Below are 19038 nucleotides of genomic sequence, written 5' to 3' on the forward strand. Positions count from 1 at the left end.
GCGCATCACCACAGGATGACATAGAGGCCGACAAGGATCGCCACCGTGATTGCCGCCAGCGTGTTGAACAGCGTGCTCGTGCCAAAGGCGATATCTTCGAGGTGCACGGTGCGATCTTCTTCCGGTGCGGTCGTAACGCGCGACACGACTGCCGCGGCCACAAGCCCGACAAGAAAGACGATCCAGATCCGCACCACAAAGGGGAGCTCGGGGAACACCGCGTTGACGACAACATTGAGCACGACCGACCCGATCAGCGCGGTGAAGGCGCCTGCCGCGTTGGCCTTCTTGTCGAAAAAGCCAAGCAGGAAGACGATGACCACACCGGGTGCGATGTAGCCGGTGTATTCCTGCACGGTCTGGAAGGCGCTCGCAAAGCCGCCAATGAAGGGACGTGCAAGAACGAGAGCAATCGCCATTGCGGTGAAGGCCGTGATCCGCCCGACCATCACATAGTGGTGCTCGTTCTCGTTGGGACGCGCGCTGCGATAGAGGTCCATGGTGAAGATCGTTGAGATGGAGTTCATCATCGAAGCGAGCGACGAGACAACTGCCGCGATCAGTGCCGCGAACACAAGGCCGCGAAGCCCGGCGGGCGCGAAGCCCATCAGTTCGCCATAGGTTCGGTCCGATGCACCGGCCAGGGCAGTCGCATTGAGATCACCCTGCTGCGCCAGAATGACCGCCGCAATACCCGGTATCACGACGATGAACGGCACAAGCAGCTTGAGGAAGGCGGCAAAGGCGAGGCCCTTTTGCGCCTCGCCCAGGCTCTCGGCCCCCAGCGCGCGCTGGATGATGTATTGGTTGAAGCCCCAGTAGCTGAAATGAAGCACCCACAGGCCACCAAGAAGCGTCCAGATTCCCGGAAGGTCAGAATAGGCCGGATGGTCTTCATCAAGGATCATTTCGAAATGGCCTGGCATCTCCTGCATCAGATAGCCCAAACCACCCAGCGCCCCATCGGCAGGGAGCGCCTCCAATGCGAACCAGGTAATCGCAAAACCGCCAAGGATCAGGATCACAACCTGGATAATATCGGTCAGCGCAACGGCCTTCAGGCCGCCATATAGAGAATAGAGCGCGGCAAATCCGGCGAGTGCCATCATGGATGCCATCACGCCCCAGCCGGTCAGCGTATCGACCGCAAGGCCTCCAAGCCACAGCACAGTCGTGAGGTTCACGGCGGTGTAAAGCGCAACCCAGAACACGCTCATCAGGTTCTTGACGCCATCGCCATAACGCTGCTGCAGAAATTGCGGCATGGTGTAGATCTTGCGCTTGAGAAAGATCGGCAGGAAATACTTGGCAACGATGATGAGAACGATGGCCGCCTGCCATTCATAGGCAGCAATCGCCATACCGACAGCGAAACCCTGCCCCGACTGGCCGATGATCTGTTCGGCGGATATGTTCGATGCAATAAGCGAGGCACCGATCGCCCACCACGGCAATGCCCGGCCGGCGAGGAAGTAATCCTCGGTATTCTTTTCATGCCCTTCGGGTTCGCGACTGACGAACAGCGCAATACCAAGAAGCGCAATCGCGTAGCCCGCGATGATGATGATATCGATTGTTTCGAGCGTCACTTGGTTTTTCTCCCCCGAGGGCCCCGGCTCTTAGCGGCCATAACCCTGATCCCATCTGCCTAAGGACTAGCTGTCTGTATGGCTTCGTCCATAGGCATTCGATTGCGCTCTTAGAAAGAGCATTGCGTATTTGCCGGAAGCTCCTGCCTCGAAATCCGTGCGATCGAAATGCTCATCGGCGCATCTGTCGAAATCGTCAGGCCTTCACCCACCGGGCCGAGACATGCCTCTGTCAGCACCATTTCGCGCCAACCCTTGCCGGAGGCAACTGTCAGCCTGCTACTTACCTCAGTGGTGGTCGTGCCGCCCGATACCGTTACCGTGCCCGGAGGCGCCGAGGCGAGGTTGTAGGTGATGACGAAAGCGCCCTCCCCCTCACCTGCAAACGTGATGCTGCTGTTCGGACCGAACGTGATCTCGCGCGCGTCCTCCTGGCGATCCTTGTCGATACCCCGAGCCATAATGCCGCCGGCCTCGCCGCGCAGGTTCGGCAGGGCCGCACCTCCGGCAGAAGCGGTGATACCTGCAGTAAGGCGACCGTTCACATACCAATCGGTCGCGATCCGATCTCCAAGGAAACCGCAGGTCTCATCGAGATCGCCTAACGGCGCGGTGTCGGTCAGCGACCGGCCGTAACCGAAGCCAAAAAGCGCGTCTTCCGGACCGTTGACCGGCGCACCCTCGCAGTTTGCGGGCCAGCTGAAGGACAGCTTTCCGGTTGCCGGCGTCTTGCCGAACAGCACATCGGCAACGCCAGCACCTTCGCTGCCCGGCAGCCAAGACGCGACAAATGCATCGGAGGCATTGAGTTCGCGGTTCATCCAGAGCGGCCTGCCGGAAAGGAACACCGCGACTGCCGGTATGCCTTCCGCTTCGAATTTGCGGAGGAGAGCGAGGCCCTCTTCATCGCCAAACACCATGTTCTTGAGGTCGCCGGCAAACTCAGCATAGGGCTGCTCGCCAAATACGACGATCGCCACGTCGGGCCTGGCGGAATAGCTGCCGTCGGCCGAGAGCGTCGCCGCACCGCCGGCTTCGCGCGCGGCCTCTTCGATCCCTGCCCAGATCGATGTCGCGCCGGGGAAGTAGGGGTCGTTGGTCAGTTCACGTCCGCCCTGCCAGGTCAGCGTCCATCCGCCCGCCGCCTGAGCAATGCTGTCGGCCGCCTCGCCGGCGACGAGAATGCTTGCGCCTGGCTTCAGCGGCAATACACCGTTGTTCTTGAGGATAACCTGCGACTTCGCGACTGCTTCGCGCGCCACCGCTCGGTGCGGGGCCATGCCCAGTTTGTCATATTCACCTGCATTGGCCCGTTGAGACGGCTTCTTCGCATCGGGCCCGAGCAGCCCGGCGCGCATTTTGACGCGCAGGATGCGCGTCACAGCCTCATCGATCCGGGCCTCTGGTACAGTGCCGTCGCGAACCTGTGAGAGTAATGACTCGTAAAGCGCGACGGCGTCATCGGGAACCATATAGATATCGAGCCCGGCGAGCAGCGATTGCGGACAGTCCGAGACAGTGCAACCCTTGATCTGCCCGTGCGCGTTCCAGTCGCCCACGACAAGCCCCTCGAAGCCCATCTCCTCGCGCAGAACGCCGGTCAGCAGCTCCTTGTTGCCGTGCATCTTGGTGCCGTTGATCGAATTGAAACTCGCCATGATCGTTTCTACGCCAGCGTCGATGGCGACTGGATAGGGCACCGCGTGGATCGCCTTGAGTTTGTCGATGTCCCCATTGACGTCGCCCTGGTCGACGCCCTGTTCGGTTCCTCCGTCGCCGAAGAAGTGTTTCGCGGTCGCAATCACCCGTCCGCGGCCCAGGTAATCGTCAGCGCCGGGCTTGCCCTGCAGACCCTCGATCAGTGCAGCACCCATTGCGGCCACCAGTTCGGGGTTCTCGGAGTAACTTTCGTAGGTGCGGCCCCAGCGATCATCGCGTGCGACTGCGACGGTGGGCGAGAAGTTCCAATCGATCCCGGTGACTTCGATCTCGGTCGCGGTGGCGGCGCCGATTTGGCGAACGAGGTCCAAGTCCCGCGTCGCGCCGAGGCCGATATTGTGCGGGAAAATCGTCGCGCCGATCACGTTGGTGTGACCGTGCACCGCGTCGGTACCCCACATCGTCGGGATCACCGGCTCGTCTCCCGGCAACGGAGCGGTCGAAGCATCCCACATTTCATCGGCGAGGCGCAGCCACTCAGAAGCGGGCGCGAACTCGTCTCCATAGGGGCCGCCATTGCCGCCATTGAGGTAGCTTCCCCAGCGGTACTTGCGCATTTCTTCAGGAGTGACCGAGTTGATCTGCGGCTGGATCAACTGAGCAACCTTACGCTCGAGCGACATGCGCGAAACGAGGTCGGCGATTTCGGCTTCCGTCGTGTTTTCGGCAGCTTCCCGAACTTCTGTCGCTGCCTCGCTCGCCGCCGTCTGCACCGGCGCATAGGAGCAAGCGGCAGCCAATCCGGCAAGAGCAGTGGCTGCCATCAACCGACCGAAAATACGCATGTCCGAATACCCCCTCCCAAGACAAAAAGCGCTTGAGCAGCCCCATTTTTGAGAACGTTCTCAAGCGCGCCATTGGTTGCATGCAGATCAATAAAAATCAAGCCTTCATGCGTGGCGTGGAAGGGTGGCCAGAAGCAGGGCTGCGACCACCGCAAGGCAAGCGAAAAGGATGAACAATCCGGAAAAGCCGAAACCCGGTACCAGCGCGAGCGTGATCCACGGCATCACGATCGAGGGGATCGTATTGGTGAGGTTGAAAATGCCGAGGTCGCGCCCGCGATGCTGTGGCTGTGGCAGAACGCGCAATGTCTGGCTCGTGTGGAGCGAGAGAAAGATCGACGCAGCAATACCGAATACGACATAGCCCGCGATGGCAGTCGGAAGCTCGGTTGAAATCGACATGGCGACAAGGCCGATACCGGCGATCGCGGCGCAAGCGGCAAGCGGCCTGATCGGGCGACCATGCGCATCCGACCACCTGCCGATGATAAGCGAGAGCGGGATCGACACGACCAGCACCGCACTGAAAATATTGGCTGCGGTGTTCTCGTGAAACCCTTCTGAGATTGAGCGCAGCCAGAACAGCAGGAATGCGAACAACCCAGCCTCGGAAATCTGGACGAGGAAGCGCGCCAGCCACATACGACTCACCGCCGAACGAGAGCGACGGTGATCGAGCGTGCCGGCCTCGGCACGCCCCACCGGTTTCTTAAGCTCGGGGATCGAGCGCCCGCGCCCGATCACGATCGCAGGTAAAACCAGAACGGCAACCAGCAGAGCGACGGTTACGAGCCGGTATTGCTCCGGGACGAGCGCTTCGAAAGTCACCAGAGAGCCCGCAAGGGCTCCCAGCGCAGGCGCCATCGCAAGCAGCCCTCCCAGCGTTCCCTTCTGGCTGTCTGGAACACAATCGCCCGCCCACGCTAGAAGCGGTCCGAGCATCATGTTTTGGCACGTTTGCCAAGCCATAATCAACACGATCAGCATGGTGAGCGAGCGAGCTTCACCGATCATTACGAGCAGGATGCTTGACGAGATCAGACCGGCAACCACCCATGGAAGCCTAACCCCGCTTCGGTCGCTTATCATTCCGAAAGCGATATTCGCCAAGCTGGCGACGATCGCTCCGTAAAAAGTCACACGTGCAAGCGAGGCCACATCCTCCGAACCGAGCAATGCAGTGATCTTGAGTGGAAGCAGGACAGTCAGAAGCGGCACATAAGCGACCGCGCCCCCGCCGGCGGCGAGTGCGAATACGACGAGAAACCACATGGGTTGCCGCGTTTCTGCTTGCCCGGTGTCGCTCACCCCGATTTCGGCGCAGGTCCGGTTGAGGCGCGTTCGACGAGTCCGGCTGCGACATCGATCACGTCAGAAACCGGTGGCGCCTTGCTGGCATTGATGAGGTGTTCGACAGCAATCGACACCGTTTCGGCAATCGGCTGGTCAACCGCCGTCAATGGCGGCTGCGAGAACCGGACGATGGGAGTGTTATCGAACGAGATAAGGGAAATGTCGCGAGGCACGTCAAGTCCGCGATCGCGTGCAACTTCGAGCGCAGCGAGTGTCATCTGGTCGCTGCTGCCGATGATCGCGGTAAGGTCTGGATGGCGTCGCATCAGGGCGCGCGCCGCCTTGGTACCGGAATCGTACCCGAAATCACCGCGCTCACACAGGCCTTCATGCGGCAGACCGTTCGCCTCGAGCGCGCGCCGCCAACCAGCGATACGCCAGCCGCTGAGACTGTATGCTTCAGGACCGGCAATCATACCGATCTTGGTGTGGCCAAGGTCGATCAACCTCGAAGCGGCGGTGAACGCCGCCTCTTCATCACCCATTGTCAGGCGGATGCCTGGGCCGTCCTCAACCGATCCGATCCGGGCAAAGGGGATGTTGCGCTGCGCGAGCAGGCGGGTGATCTGCGGATTTTCCGAGTGCGGTGGAGTGAGGATCACACCGTCGGGCTGCAACGCGGATACCGTGGCGCCCAATTCTCGCTCGACATGGTCCGCGTGAGTATCGACCAATTCGACAATCATGCGATATCCGTGTTTCTGGCAGGTCAGCGTGCCTCCGAGCAACATCTGGTCAACCCAGTCCGTCCCGCTGCGCTCGCGCCAGTCGGCCAACGTCCGCTCGCGATCATTGATCGCGAGGATAAGGTAGCTGCGCGAACCGCTCATGCGCTGGGCGGCGAGCGAAGGTACATAGCCCAACCGATCGATCGATGACTGAACCCGCTCACGCATCTGCTGACGCACATTGGGCTCGTCGTTGATGACACGGCTCACGGTTTGCAGGGATACACCTGCATCTTCCGCGACTTCGCGGATCGTCACTGAATTGCGGCGCCTGGCCATTTCTTTCCCGTCCTGCGCTGACCCCCCAGCCAGCTTGCTACTTCCAAGTGATCCCAGTTCCTCAGTTCATGCAAGCGCGCCCGTTCCCGGGTTCTTCGCTGCACTGGTAGACCCTGATCCAGTCGATTTCGAGTTGGTTCGGCAATGCGCTTTCATCAAGCCCCATGTCGTTGCTTTCCTCAGGCCATTTACCGCCTACGGCCAGGTTTGCCATGATGTAGAACGGCCTGTCGAAAGGCGCATTCGGATTGCCGACTGCGAGCGACGATCCCGTAAACCAACGGTCGCGCGGCACCGTAAAATGCACCCGGTCATCGATCAGGAACCGGATTAGCCCCTCGCCCCACTCCACCGCGTAAACGTGAAAGTCATCCGAAGGGAGCGAAAGATCGGGCAATGCCGATTTCTGATCGACATAGCTGTTGTCCGGCCATGCATTGCCGAAATGGAGTGCGCTTACATGCCGGTTTTCGCCGACCGTTCCCGAGCACTCGGTGCAGGTCGCGCCGAGATTCACGGCTTCGAGAATGTCAATTTCGCCCGACAGCGGCCAGCCGCCGTAATGGTTTTCTTCAGGCATCATCCAGACCGCGGGCCACATGCCCTGCCCCGCCGGCACCTTGGCGCGCACTTCGAAGCGGCCGTATTTCCACGCGTGCAGCCCGCGTGTGCGGACCTTACCCGACGTGTATTCGCGCGTAACCTGCGGGTTAGGGTTGCTGGCGATTTCGGGTGGCCGGTCCGGGCCGGTGAAGGTTTCTTTACGCGCTTTCAAAAGCAGCAGTCCGTTCTCGACCGCTATGTTTTCGGGCCGGTCGGTGTAGCATTGGCGCTCGTTATTGCCGCCGCCCCAGCAGGATTTTTCGGGCGCCCATTTGCTACGATCCAGTTGTGTTCCCTCGAATTCGTCCGACCAGACGAGTTCCCAGTTCGCAACAATGGGGGGAGAGGATGGCGATGGCGATGGCTGCGAAAGAGAGGGTGCCGGATTGCTGCCACTACCACCGCCGCAAGCGGCAAGAGCCAATGCCGTCACCAATGCAGTCGGTCCGGGACGCAAGAGCACTGTTCTATTCTCCCTTCTTTGACCTCAAGGCTCTGCCAATCTGAGCCGGATAGAGAAGGAGGGGACCCTGCCCCCATGCAAAGCCCCCTCCTCTTCTCGCTCGTTTGAATTCCTACCCCTTAGAAGTCGAATCGAGCGAGGAATGTGAACCGCCGGTCATTGCGGAATGCCGAGCGGGTTATGCGTGTCCCGTCAAAGTCGACGACCTGCGACGTCGTCGTCACTTCATCAAGGAGGTTCACGCCCTGCACGCCAAGTTTCAGGTAGTCCGTCACCGAATAGAAGATCGACGCATCGAGCTGGCCGGTATCATCCTGCCAGATCGGCGAGAACGGGAAGATGTCATCACGCGGCGTGATGAGATATTCCGACCGCCAGTTATACGCGGCGCGGGCCGAGATGGGCCCCTTCTCGTAGAAGATCGTCGCATTGATCGTATGCTCCGAAATACCCGCAAGCGGCTGCTGTGCTACAAAAGCACCGGAGTTCAGTTCATTGGTCGATGTCGTGATGGACGACTGGCCGACATCCGAAAGTGTCGGGTTTGAGAAGTCGTCTCCGTTCACATAGGTGTAGGTGAACTGCGCTCCCAGTCCACCCAGCAGACCCGGAAGGAAATCGAAGGTCTGCTGGTATGTGACCTCGAAACCATACAGGTTACCGTCCTGCTGATTCGACGGCCCCTTGACGTTGACCTCGGCGGTAACACCGCTCGGGCTGGTGTAATCGACAAGGGTGAAGCCGGTGTCGATGAAGCCCTGGATGTCCTTGAGGAAGACCGACGCTGTTAGCGAGCCGACATCGTCGAAATACCACTCAGCAGAAAGGTCGTAATTCCACGACTCGATTGGACGGATGTTGCGGTTCCCTGTCTCCAACGCAAAGGCCGGGCCGCTTTCGAGGTTATTGGCGGCGAGCAACGCAGCCGTGTTGTCGAAGATTCCGCCGCCGGCTCTGAAAAGCTGGAGGTCCGGACGCGAAATGCCTTTGGACACCGCACCACGGAAGAGCAGTCCGTCGCCCACATCCAGCTTCACGTTGAAGCTGGGCAGCCAGTGATCGAACGTGATCGTCCGATCATCAATCAAAACTTCACCTGTGTGAACCGCAGCGAATTCAGCCAACCGGGACGCAAATCGCGAATCGCAAAAGCCGCGGTCTGGCCCCGCTTGCACCACACAGGCAGCCTCGATCTCGGAAACCTGAACAATGCCATCGCCGTTACCGCCGCCGACTTGATTGCCAGCGCCATCAAGCACTGGCGCATCGAAGCGACCCGGATCCGGGAATCCGATCCGGCCTGTTGTTGAAACCTCGGTTTCTACATAGCGGAGGCCGATATTGCCTTCGACATTCCAGCCATTGCTGAAATCATGGCCGAAATCGATCCGCGCATACGCCGCATTGGTAACTTCGGTGACCGTGGAGACCTCGCCCGGGCAGTAGACCCCCTCGATGTCGCAGGGCACAGTTTCACCGGTCAGAGGATCAGTGAAGAAGCGCCCATTCACGCCGAGATTGAAGCGTTCGGGGGACTGCGAGAAGTTCGTGATCTGATCCCACTGACCGTCGATCTCTCCGTTGAGGTAGTCCTCAAGGAAATCATCTCCGCCATAAAACCATGCCTCACCATTGGGGATTGGCGTCGGAGCCTTGCCGCGCTGGAAACCATCGCCAAACGGATTACGGATTCGCGAGAATGCCGGGAAATCATCGGTGTAGGCACCACCGGCCGCTCCGTCGAAGGCGTTGGTTACGCCCGGGAATGCGCGGACGAGACCACTTGCGGGGTCCGTTCCGAGCGCGTTGTTGAAGAAGCGCCCCGGGAAGAAGCCCGGGAACCCGTCGCCGCCGTCGATGACACCGTTTCCATTCCAGTCATAGGTCGTCGTGCCGGGAGCGCCCGGCTGACAACCCGGGCCTTCGCCCCACGGCGCACAGCCTGCACGTCCCGCCCAGGGAGCCGAAAGGTTACCCCAGGTGCTGAAGTTGGTGTTGCGCGTCGTGCGATCGCGCTCGGCCCAGCGAGCGCCGAAACGCGCGCTCTTGAAGAAGCCGGTATCGCTGATGTCGTACTCAACATCGAAACGCAGGCTTTCAAGATCGCCTTCATTCTTTTCCCGGCTGTCGAGGCCGAACCAATAGTAGGTATAGAACCCGCTCGAGAAATAATCAGCGGGAGCCATAGATGGGTTGATCGTCGGGTTGACCCCGCTCGGAGCCAGAAACTCGATCTGCGGCGTCTTGCCGCTCGCATCGATCGCAATATCCGCCCAGGTGCTCATCGCTCCAAAGACCGAATCGCGCGCCAGATCGGAACTGATGCTCTGCGCTTCGAAATTGACACGCAGGCGATCAGTGACGTTCCATTTGACGTCGAACGAGAAATCTTCGGTGGTCGAATCCGTGTCACGCAGGAAGCGCAACGAGTCGAGCGGTACGCCGCCGAACGGGCTGATCTCAACCGGTTGCGGCGTGCGCGCGGGGCTGTTGGGACCGCCAATAACGGGCTGCGTAAGCACCCCGCTGACGAATTGTCCGTTGCTATCGAACTGCCAGGTACTCCCCGGCGCCTGGACCGGGAATGCAACCCCGTCATCAATCCGCCCCAGAAGGGCGAATTCCTCAGTCTCAAAGGTCGTGTCCGAACGCAACCATTCGAAGGTCGCTACGAAATTGCCAGTCGGGTCCTCGTACTGGAGAACAGCCGACCATGCCTCCCGCTCGCGATCAAGGTCGGTCGTACGCACGCCGGCAGCCTGCGGAGTGAGAACTGCGCCCGCAGGCGGGAAGTTTGATGCGTCGAAATTGGGCTCGCCCACGAAACCGCCTGAGCCAACCGTCAGCGCGCGAATACAACTGTCGTTAAGCGCCGGATCGCGGTAGCAGGGGTCGGTGATCTGCGATGCGTCGGTGCGGCTCTTCAGTTCATTGCGGCTGTATGCAAGTTGGACACCAAGCTGCGAGCCACCCGGGCTCTCGTAGACGGTTGAACCGAGGATCGAAAAGCCCGGCGACCACTCTTCGCGCAGGTCGCCGTAATTACCTTCAACCGAACCGGATAGACGCGTGCCCGGGTTATCGAGCGGCTTGCGGGTCACCAGATTGACGGTACCCGCAATACCGCCATCGATCATGTCGGCAGTCACATTCTTGAAGACTTCGACCCGGCCGAGAAGCTCGGGCGAAACATCGTTGAAGCTCAGTGTCCGCCCACCGGTTGCCGAGAAAATATCACGGCCATTCAGTTCCGAGCGAACGAACGGCAGGCCGCGCACGATAACTCCGGTTCCTTCGACCGAAAAACGGTCAGGGTCGGTTGGCTTTTCGAACCGACCTATATTGACACCCGGAATGCGCTGCAGCGTTTCTGCGACCGAGCGGTCAGGTAGAGCGCCGATGTCCTCAGCGGTGACAGCATCTACAAAGGTGTCTGCATCGCGTTTGATGTTCTGCGCATTCTCAAGCGAAGCGCGAAAACCCTGAACGACGATGACATTGCCGTCATCAGCTTGGGCGGCCTCTACGGGGCCGCCTTCATCTTCGGCATCCTGTGCAATTGCCGGAGTCGCGATCATCGCAGACATCGCCAAACCGGATGCCGTGCTCAACGCGAAGAAGCGCCGCGAAGGCGCAATACGAGCCGTCTTCATGTGATTTCCATTACCTCCCCAAGATACCATGATCGGGCTTTTACCCTTCATGGACTTTTGACGGCGTAGCGAAAATTGTTAGCGTTCACAAGAGTTGCAATATATCGTTCATATTGCGCACGGCTCAGTGTGGGATTTTGTACACACCCTCACGCGTGTATTGGTTGTGGGGTCGATTATGCCGAGGGCAGAGGAAAAGATGGCAATCAGGAAGATAGTGATCGTCGGAGGTGGCACGGCAGGCTGGATGGCCGGGGCCGCGCTGTCGCGGCTCATCAAGGGCAACGACCTGTCGATAACGTTGGTCGAATCGGAGATGATCGGCACGGTCGGGGTTGGCGAAGCAACGATTCCCCCGTTCGTAGGCTTTAACGACATGCTCGGCATCAAGGAGCGTGAGCTGCTTTCAGAGATATCGGGGACCTTCAAGCTTGGCATCCAGTTCGAAAACTGGGGCAAGAAAGGTGACAGCTATATCCATCCGTTCGGCGCTTACGGGTATTCGATGGGCGGAATCTCATTCCACCAAGTCTGGCACAAGTTCAAGGAAAGCGGCGACAACCGCCCGTTGCAAGTGTTCAATCTCGAAACCATGGCCGCCTATTTCGGCAAGTTCGCCCGGACCGCAGACTACAAGAAACGCGAAGACCTGCCGCCGATCAATTATGCCTACCACCTCGACGCCGGGAAATATGCGCAATACCTGCGCAAATATGCCGAGATGAACGGTGTCGTGCGCCAGGAGGGCAAAGTCGATGACGTTGCGCTCGACGGCGAAAGCGGCTTTGTGAAATCGATCAGGCTCGAATCGGGCCAGGTGCTCGAAGGCGACTTTTTCGTCGATTGCACCGGCTTTCGCGGGCTACTGATCGAACAAGCGCTGAAGACCGGATACGAGGACTGGAGCCACTGGCTGCCGTGCAATCGCGCTGTCGCCCTGCCCTGCGCGCGCGAGGATGGCAGCCCGCCCCCGCCCTTTACCCGCGCGATCGCGCATTCGGCAGGCTGGCAGTGGCAGGTCCCGCTGCAGCACCGCAACGGCAACGGCCATGTTTATTGCAGCGAACATATGAGCGATGACGAAGCGCACCACATCCTCGTGAACAACATCGCCGGAAAGCCTCAGGCCGACCCGAACTTCCTGCGCTTTCTGACTGGCCATCGCAAAAAATTCTGGAACAAGAATGTCGTTGCGCTGGGCCTGTCGGCAGGCTTCATGGAGCCCCTCGAATCCACCTCGATCCACCTCATCAACACCGGTATCGACAAGCTTATTTCGCTGCTCTCGCTCGATGGGGTGCAGCAGGTTCACGAGGACACGTTCAACAGGCTGACGCTGCGCGAATACATCCGAATTCGCGATTTCCTCATCCTTCATTACAACGCGACCACGCGCGACGATTCCGATTTCTGGAATTACGTTCGAACGATGTCGGTGCCCGATACGCTCACCGAGAAGATCGAGATATTCAAGGCGAACGGGCAGATTTTCCGCGAAGAGGACGAACTCTTTACCGAGAGCAGCTGGACGGCCGTGATGATGGGCCAGGGCATCGCCATGAACGGGCGCAACCCGATGGCCGACACGTTCAATCTGATGGAAACGAAGAAAGAGCTGGACGAAATGGAGCAATCGATCCGCTACCTGGTCCAGCACATGCCGGGACACGGCGATTATCTCGCAAAATACTGCCCGGCCCGTGCGGCCTGAAGGCTGTGAGGAAGAAAGGGCTGGTTCAGCGAGCTTGGTATGGGGCCCATGATTGTCTGATAACGTTCCCAACTAGACGGCCGCCAGCTTTCCGGCGGGGCGGAATGACGGAGAGAAATTTCGATGCAAAATCAGCTTAAACTGCTTGGCGCTGCGTGCCTGCTCGCGACCGGTTCAATTGTTGCCGCGCCTGTCTTTGCGCAAGATCGTGACGCTCTGAAAGCACTCGACGCGCAGCTCCCCGGTGACCTCGTCAATGATCCGTCCCGTATCGACTGGCAAAGCTACGGCGCGGACCTCGAAGCAAGCGCTGTGGTCGACGAGAGCATCCCGGGTGGCGGTGCGGCGCGGCGGTTCGAGATCAAGCGTGCAGCAGAATTCATCTACACCGCAGGCACCAATGTCCCGCTGACAAAGAAAGTCAGCAGGGGCGACCAGATCACGATCGGCTTTTACGCGCGCACGATCGAGGCCGACACGGACGATGGCAACGGTGTCGTGCGCGTCCGCTTTCAGGAAAACGCCGATCCTTACCCAGGGTTCGGCGAAAAAACGCTCAGCATTGGCAAGGACTGGCAGTGGTACGAAGTGACCGCGCCAGCCGAACGAACGCTTGATACACGCGACGGGATCGTCGCAATCCAGTTCGGACGGACCCGCCAGATCATCGAAATCGGGCAGGCAATCGTCGTTTCGGGCGCATCGAAAATAGCCGAGGAAGGGCCAGTGGCGGTGGCAGCCGCTCGTGTCGAGGTACCGGAACTTGAAATGCCCGAGGGACTGGAAAACACGGGCACGCTGATCAACAATCCCGGTCAGGCGACATGGAAGTTTGGCGGATCGGCTGGCACCTACTCGAACCGTGACGAGCCCGAGATCTGGATGATGAGGGCAACCCGGTTCGAAGTCGCGCAGCCGGGAACAGAACTGACGCACCTGTATGCGACGGTTCCGATCCAGCAGGCGATCAGCAAGGGCGACAAGCTAACCATTGCCATCGCCGCGAAGACTATCGCCACAAATGCTCCCGACGGGAAAGCCGTTGCCGCATCGCGCATCCAGGGGACCGCACCGCCTTTCGAAAGCTTTGCTGCAAACCGGTTCAAGGTCGGCGAAAATTGGCAGCTCATCAAAATCCAGACGCAGGCACCGCGCGATTACACGCCGGGCGGCGCCGAGTTGCAGCTCTATTTCGGCGGGTCGGAGCAGCAGGTCGATCTCGGCCCGGTCTATATCTTCAAGACCGACTGAGGCGCTTCCGAAAGCGCAATTGCCGTTTACCGGAAAGCTGGTACGCATTCGCGGAACACCACATTTTCCGGAGACGCCCGTATGAATTCCCTCCGCCTCGTGATCGCGGCCGCCGCGCTTGCCCTTATCAGCACCCCCGCTCTCGCGGATACCGTGGTGCTCACCGCCGATGCGATGGTCGATGTCGAACGTGGCGCCTTGGTTGACGATCCGGTCATAACCATCGTCGACGGGCGGATCGAAAGCGTTGCCACCGGCGAGGCTCCTCGAATAGAGGGCGCGGATTACATCGTCCTTTCCGGCAAGACCATCTTGCCGGGCCTGATCGACATGCACGTGCACCTCACCAGCGACAGCGACGTGCACGGCTATCGGCGACTTGCGATTTCCGATGAGCGCGCGGTCATCACCGGAGTGGTCAACGCAAAAACTACGTTGATGGCGGGCTTCACCACAGTGCGTAATGTTGGCGCCGGCAGTTTCGGCGACGTCGATCTGCGCGATGCAATTGCCGAAGGCGATATCGTGGGGCCTCGCATGTTCGTTTCCGGTCCGCCGATCGGCATCACCGGCGGGCATTGCTCGGACAACAACCTCCTCCCTCCGGAATATGAAGCGGAGGGAGAAAATGTCGCCGATGGTCCCTGGGCTGCGCGCGCTGCAGTACGCAAGAACCGCAAGTTCGGCGTGGACGTGATCAAGACCTGTTCGACCGGCGGCGTGCTGTCGAAAGGCACCAAGGTCGGCGCTCCGCAATACACAGTAGAGGAGCTCAGAGCGCTCACTGAAGAAGCTCACAGTCACGGCCTGAGGGTCGCGAGCCACGCGCACGGTGCAGAGGGCATCGTCAACGCGCTCAAGGCGGGAGTGGACACGATCGAACATGCGAGCTTCATCGACGATGAAGGCATAAGCCTTGCCCGCGAGAACGGTGCCTTCCTGTCCATGGACATCTACGTCACCGAGTTCATCCTCGGCGAAGGGGAGGCAGCAGGAATCCTTCCCGAAAGCCTCGAGAAAGAACGGGTGGTTGGCCAGACCCAGCGCGACAATTTCAAGAAGGCGCATGAAGCAGGAGTGAGGATGGTGTTCGGCACCGATGCAGGCGTTTACCCCCACGGGGACAATGCCAAGCAGCTCTCGCGGATGGTACAATTCGGCATGACTTCCGCCGAAGCCCTGCGCGCAGCCACTTCGAATGCTGCCGACGCATTGGGTCAAAAAGGCAATGTCGGAGTGATCGCGCCGAAAGCATACGCGGATATCATCGCGGTCGATGGCAATCCGCTGGCCGACATCGCGCTTCTGGAAAGCGTCTCCTTCGTTATGAAGGAAGGCAAGATCTTCAGGAACGAATGACAAGCGTCGCACCCGTGAGGCGCAACAAGTTGGCGATACGAGGTCCGAAAATTACGATCATGCGCGCAGATGTTGGCATATATGCAACATGCGCTCCGACATCGTCACCGAAGCGCCACAAATAGCCGCGATGCAGCTTGACTAGTGATTTGAGTTGGAGCGTACTTGCTGCGCTGCAACACAGAGGACCATCATGAACACCCCCAAAGCATCGAACCGTCTGCGGCTCTCCCGCACCGCACTCCTCCTTGCCGCCAGTGCAATGCCGTTCGCGGCATCGGCGCAGGAAACCAACGAGCAGGAAGGTGAACAGGCAACCGAGGACGAACAACAGATCGTCGTCGTCGGTTCGCGCATCGCTCGCGATCCCAATATCGGCTCGCCCTCGCCAATCCTTGCGATTGAAGCGGAAGACCTGACACAATCGGGCACTTCCGACGTGGTTGACATCCTGCGCGACGTTCCGGCGCTCTCGACTTCCACCACTGCCGAAGGGTCTATCGACGGTGTCTTCTCGGCAAATGTCTCTGTCGGTCAGTCTATTCTCAATTTGCGCGGTCTCGGTGAAAACCGAACGTTGGTGCTCGTCAATGGTCGCCGGCACGTCTCGGGGATCGCGGGCCAGCAGGCTGTTGACATCAACTCCATCCCGACCGCCCTCATCGAGCGGGTCGAAACGCTGACCGGCGGCGCATCGTCGCTTTACGGTGCCGACGCTGTGACCGGTGTCGTCAACTTCGTGCTGCGCGACGATTTCGACGGAATCCAGGCCAATGTGCAATCCGGCATTTCTTCAGAAGGCGATGCGTGGCGCATAAACGGCGACCTGACCTGGGGCACCAATTTCGCTGACGGTCGGGGCAACATCACCATTTCGGGCGCATATGCCTATAATGAAGAGCTTCAGTTCGGCGACCGCGATTTCTCCCGCAACAACGGCATCTTCGATGACCAGGCCAACCCCGCCCTGCGCTTCCAGGTCGGCGATCTTGGCGGCCCGGACACTCCGAACTTCAATGGCAGCGCGCCCGGTTCGCTGATCCCGACTTCGAACCTTGGCTTCACGCCGACCGCCGCCGAACAGGCGCTCATCGATCGTGCGGCCAACGCCACCACCCGCTTCATCGCCGGCGACCCGCGCTTCTCGCTGTCCTCGGCCGGCGGTATCGTCGCGCCGGGCGATATCGGCCTTAGCGACGGACCCGACATCAACAACAACGGCATTGCCGACTGTCTTGAATCGGCCGTCGGCTTCAACAGCACCTTCAATCCCGGCGCGTTCGGGCTCGCCGGTGGTTGTGCGGTGATCAATCCCGACGGAAGCCTTTCGGTCTATCAGGATGGCCTTGTCACCGGGATCTTCAACCAGTTCGGCGGCGACGGGATCCAGAACAACTTCGACGTGAACTCGCTCATCCCGGAAACCGAACGCTGGTCGGTCAATGCCAACCTCACTTACGAGATTTCGAGCGAAGCAACGTTCTTCTTCGAAGGCAAGTATGTGTCGAACTCGGCAGAGTTCCAGGCTCAGCCAAACACTTTCTACGATCTCCTGACCATCCGTGCGGACAACCCATTTATCACGGGCGACCTGCAGGATTTCGTGGCTCCGCTGTTCTTCGGCAACGGAACCGATGAAGGTCTATACCTGACCCGAGACCCGGCAGACCTCGGTCCGAACCGGAACCGGAACGAATTCGAAACCCTGCGCTTTGTCGCCGGGCTTCGCGGTGACATCACCGATCATTTCGCTTACGAAATTTCGGGGAATTACGGAAAGTTCAACCAGACCACCTTCGATGCCAACCGCGTGATCATGGACCGGTTCTTCGCGGCGATCGACGTCATTTCAGATCCTGACACCGGCAATCCGATTTGCCGTTCGGACATCGACCCGACTGCCCCGGCAACCACGCCGTTCGGCATTCCGGTCGGCGATCCCGGCTTTTTCACCTTCAATCCGGGCGACGGCCAATGTAGGCCAGCCAATGTGCTCGGCGGTGTCGGTGCGATCAGTCAGGAAGCGATCGACTTCATCACCACCACCGTGGTCAATGAATTCGAGCTCGAACAGCTCGTGTTCAGCATGATCTTTACCGGCGACACCGGCGCGATGTTTGAGCTTCCGGGCGGTCCGGTCGGCTACGCAATCGGTTTTGAATTCCGCGAAGAGCAAAGCCAGTCTACTTTCGACCCGCTTGTTCGCGGTGTGGTCCCGGTGACCACTCCGGACGCGAATGCGGGCGATCTCCTGCGCGACCTTCCCAATCCGCAGAACTCGCTGGTGTTCGATCCGGAATCGACGATCAGCAACGCCGCTGGTAAATTCACCGTCTATGACATCTTTGGCGAAGTTCGACTGCCGATCCTGGCGGACGTGCCCTTGGCCGAGTTGCTCGAGGTAAGCGGCGCTGCACGCTATTCGAACTATTCGACTGTGGGCAGCACCTTCACCTGGACCGTCAGCGGACTCTATGCCCCGACAGAGGATATCCTGTTCCGCGGCACATATGCGCAGGCGGTTCGTGCGCCGAACATCAACGAGCTGTTCAACCCGGCGCAAGGCACGACCTTCCGTCCTGTCGATCCATGCGATGTGAACGAGCTCGCAACAGCAGTGGACCCGGCTCTGCGCCAGGCAAACTGCACCGCATTCTTCAACTCGATCGGTTTCGACCCGACCTTCGGCACAGGCACCTACTCCTATGTCGATCCGCTGACGGCTCGCTTCTCCGGTTCGATCGCGGGCAACCCCGATCTTCAGGAAGAGACGGCGACCACGTGGACGGTAGGCGCCCAGCTGACTCCGCGCTTCCTTCCGGGACTGGTTGTTAGCGTCGATTACTACAACATCGAGATCGAGGATGCGATCAACCCGGTCGGTTCGCAGGACATCGTCGACAATTGCGTCGACAGCGCGACTATCAACAATGCGTTTTGCACGGCCTTCGATCGTCGGACGGATAACGGCGGTTTTGCCTTCCTGCGGCAGGTTCCGCTGAATTTCGCCCGACAGGAAACGGCCGGTGTCGAATTTTCGGCTCAATATCGTTTCGATATCGCCGATCACACCTTCACCCTCGCAGGAAGCGGGACTTGGGTCGACAAGCTGAATGACTTCTTCGACCCGAGCGACATCACCAACGTCGATCCGGAGCTGGGCGAATTGCAACGCCCCGAATGGGCCGGCCGTGCATCTTTGACATGGGATTGGGATCGTCTCAGCCTCACCTGGGGCACGACCTATTTCGACAAGATGGGCCTCAGGGCTGTCGAGATCGAATCCGTCGGTCAGGGGCCCGCATTCCAGTACACGCCGGAGAACGGTATCACGGACGAAACATTCATCCACGACATCAGCTTCAGCTATGACTTCAACGACATGTTCGACATCTATGGCGGTGTGAACAATGTCTTCAACGAGAAGCCGTTCGTAACCGAGCAGGCCTATCCGGTCAGCCCGGTTGGCACGCTGTTCTTCCTGGGTGTGCGCGCCACCATGTGATGCGCCGCTCTTGCGGATAGCAATGAAAGGCGGGGCAGCG

Annotated in this window: 10 protein-coding genes; 4 read left to right on the plus strand and 6 right to left on the minus strand. The window is 59.7% G+C overall.

The window, feature by feature from the left end:
* Positions 1-5: 5 nt before the first annotated feature.
* The 6 genes from FIU90_RS14870 to FIU90_RS14895 form a co-directional block, all read right to left on the minus strand.
* On the minus strand, positions 6-1589 hold the full coding sequence (locus FIU90_RS14870) for a sodium/sugar symporter (protein WP_152435489.1): 1584 nt from the start codon (positions 1587-1589) through the stop codon (positions 6-8).
* Positions 1590-1699: 110 nt separating this feature from the next.
* Positions 1700-4093: a glycoside hydrolase family 3 protein gene (locus FIU90_RS14875; protein ID WP_234029550.1), complete on the minus strand. Its 2394-nt coding sequence runs from the start codon at positions 4091-4093 to the stop codon at positions 1700-1702.
* A 105-nt stretch (positions 4094-4198) separates the two neighbouring features.
* Positions 4199-5365 (minus strand): MFS transporter, encoded by a 1167-nt coding sequence (locus FIU90_RS14880; RefSeq protein WP_152435490.1) that lies wholly within the window; start codon positions 5363-5365, stop codon positions 4199-4201.
* Positions 5366-5397: 32 nt separating this feature from the next.
* On the minus strand, positions 5398-6453 hold the full coding sequence (locus tag FIU90_RS14885; protein WP_152435491.1) for a LacI family DNA-binding transcriptional regulator: 1056 nt from the start codon (positions 6451-6453) through the stop codon (positions 5398-5400).
* A 61-nt stretch (positions 6454-6514) separates the two neighbouring features.
* Entirely contained in the window at positions 6515-7519 is a 1005-nt protein-coding gene (locus FIU90_RS14890; RefSeq protein ID WP_234029551.1) for a glycoside hydrolase family 16 protein, read from the minus strand.
* Positions 7520-7638: 119 nt separating this feature from the next.
* Positions 7639-11172, minus strand: a complete 3534-nt coding sequence (locus FIU90_RS14895; protein ID WP_152435492.1) for a TonB-dependent receptor domain-containing protein — start codon at positions 11170-11172, stop codon at positions 7639-7641.
* A gap of 199 nt (positions 11173-11371) precedes the next feature.
* On the opposite strand from FIU90_RS14895, the gene FIU90_RS14900 reads away from it, so the two are divergent.
* The 4 genes from FIU90_RS14900 (at position 11372) to FIU90_RS14915 (ending at position 18998) form a co-directional block, all read left to right on the plus strand.
* Positions 11372-12883, plus strand: a complete 1512-nt coding sequence (locus tag FIU90_RS14900; protein WP_152435493.1) for a tryptophan halogenase family protein — start codon at positions 11372-11374, stop codon at positions 12881-12883.
* A gap of 123 nt (positions 12884-13006) precedes the next feature.
* Entirely contained in the window at positions 13007-14134 is a 1128-nt protein-coding gene (locus FIU90_RS14905; protein ID WP_152435494.1) for a hypothetical protein, read from the plus strand.
* An 81-nt stretch (positions 14135-14215) separates the two neighbouring features.
* The gene (locus tag FIU90_RS14910; protein WP_152435495.1) at positions 14216-15493 is read left to right on the plus strand and encodes an amidohydrolase family protein; all 1278 of its coding nucleotides are present in this window, start codon (positions 14216-14218) and stop codon (positions 15491-15493) included.
* A 193-nt stretch (positions 15494-15686) separates the two neighbouring features.
* Positions 15687-18998 carry a TonB-dependent receptor domain-containing protein gene (locus FIU90_RS14915; RefSeq protein ID WP_152435496.1) on the plus strand — a complete coding sequence of 1104 codons (3312 nt, stop codon included), beginning with the start codon at positions 15687-15689 and terminating at the stop codon, positions 18996-18998.
* Positions 18999-19038: the final 40 nt, after the last annotated feature.

It is taken from the genome of Erythrobacter sp. THAF29, assembly GCF_009363635.1.
Classification (GTDB): domain Bacteria; phylum Pseudomonadota; class Alphaproteobacteria; order Sphingomonadales; family Sphingomonadaceae; genus Erythrobacter.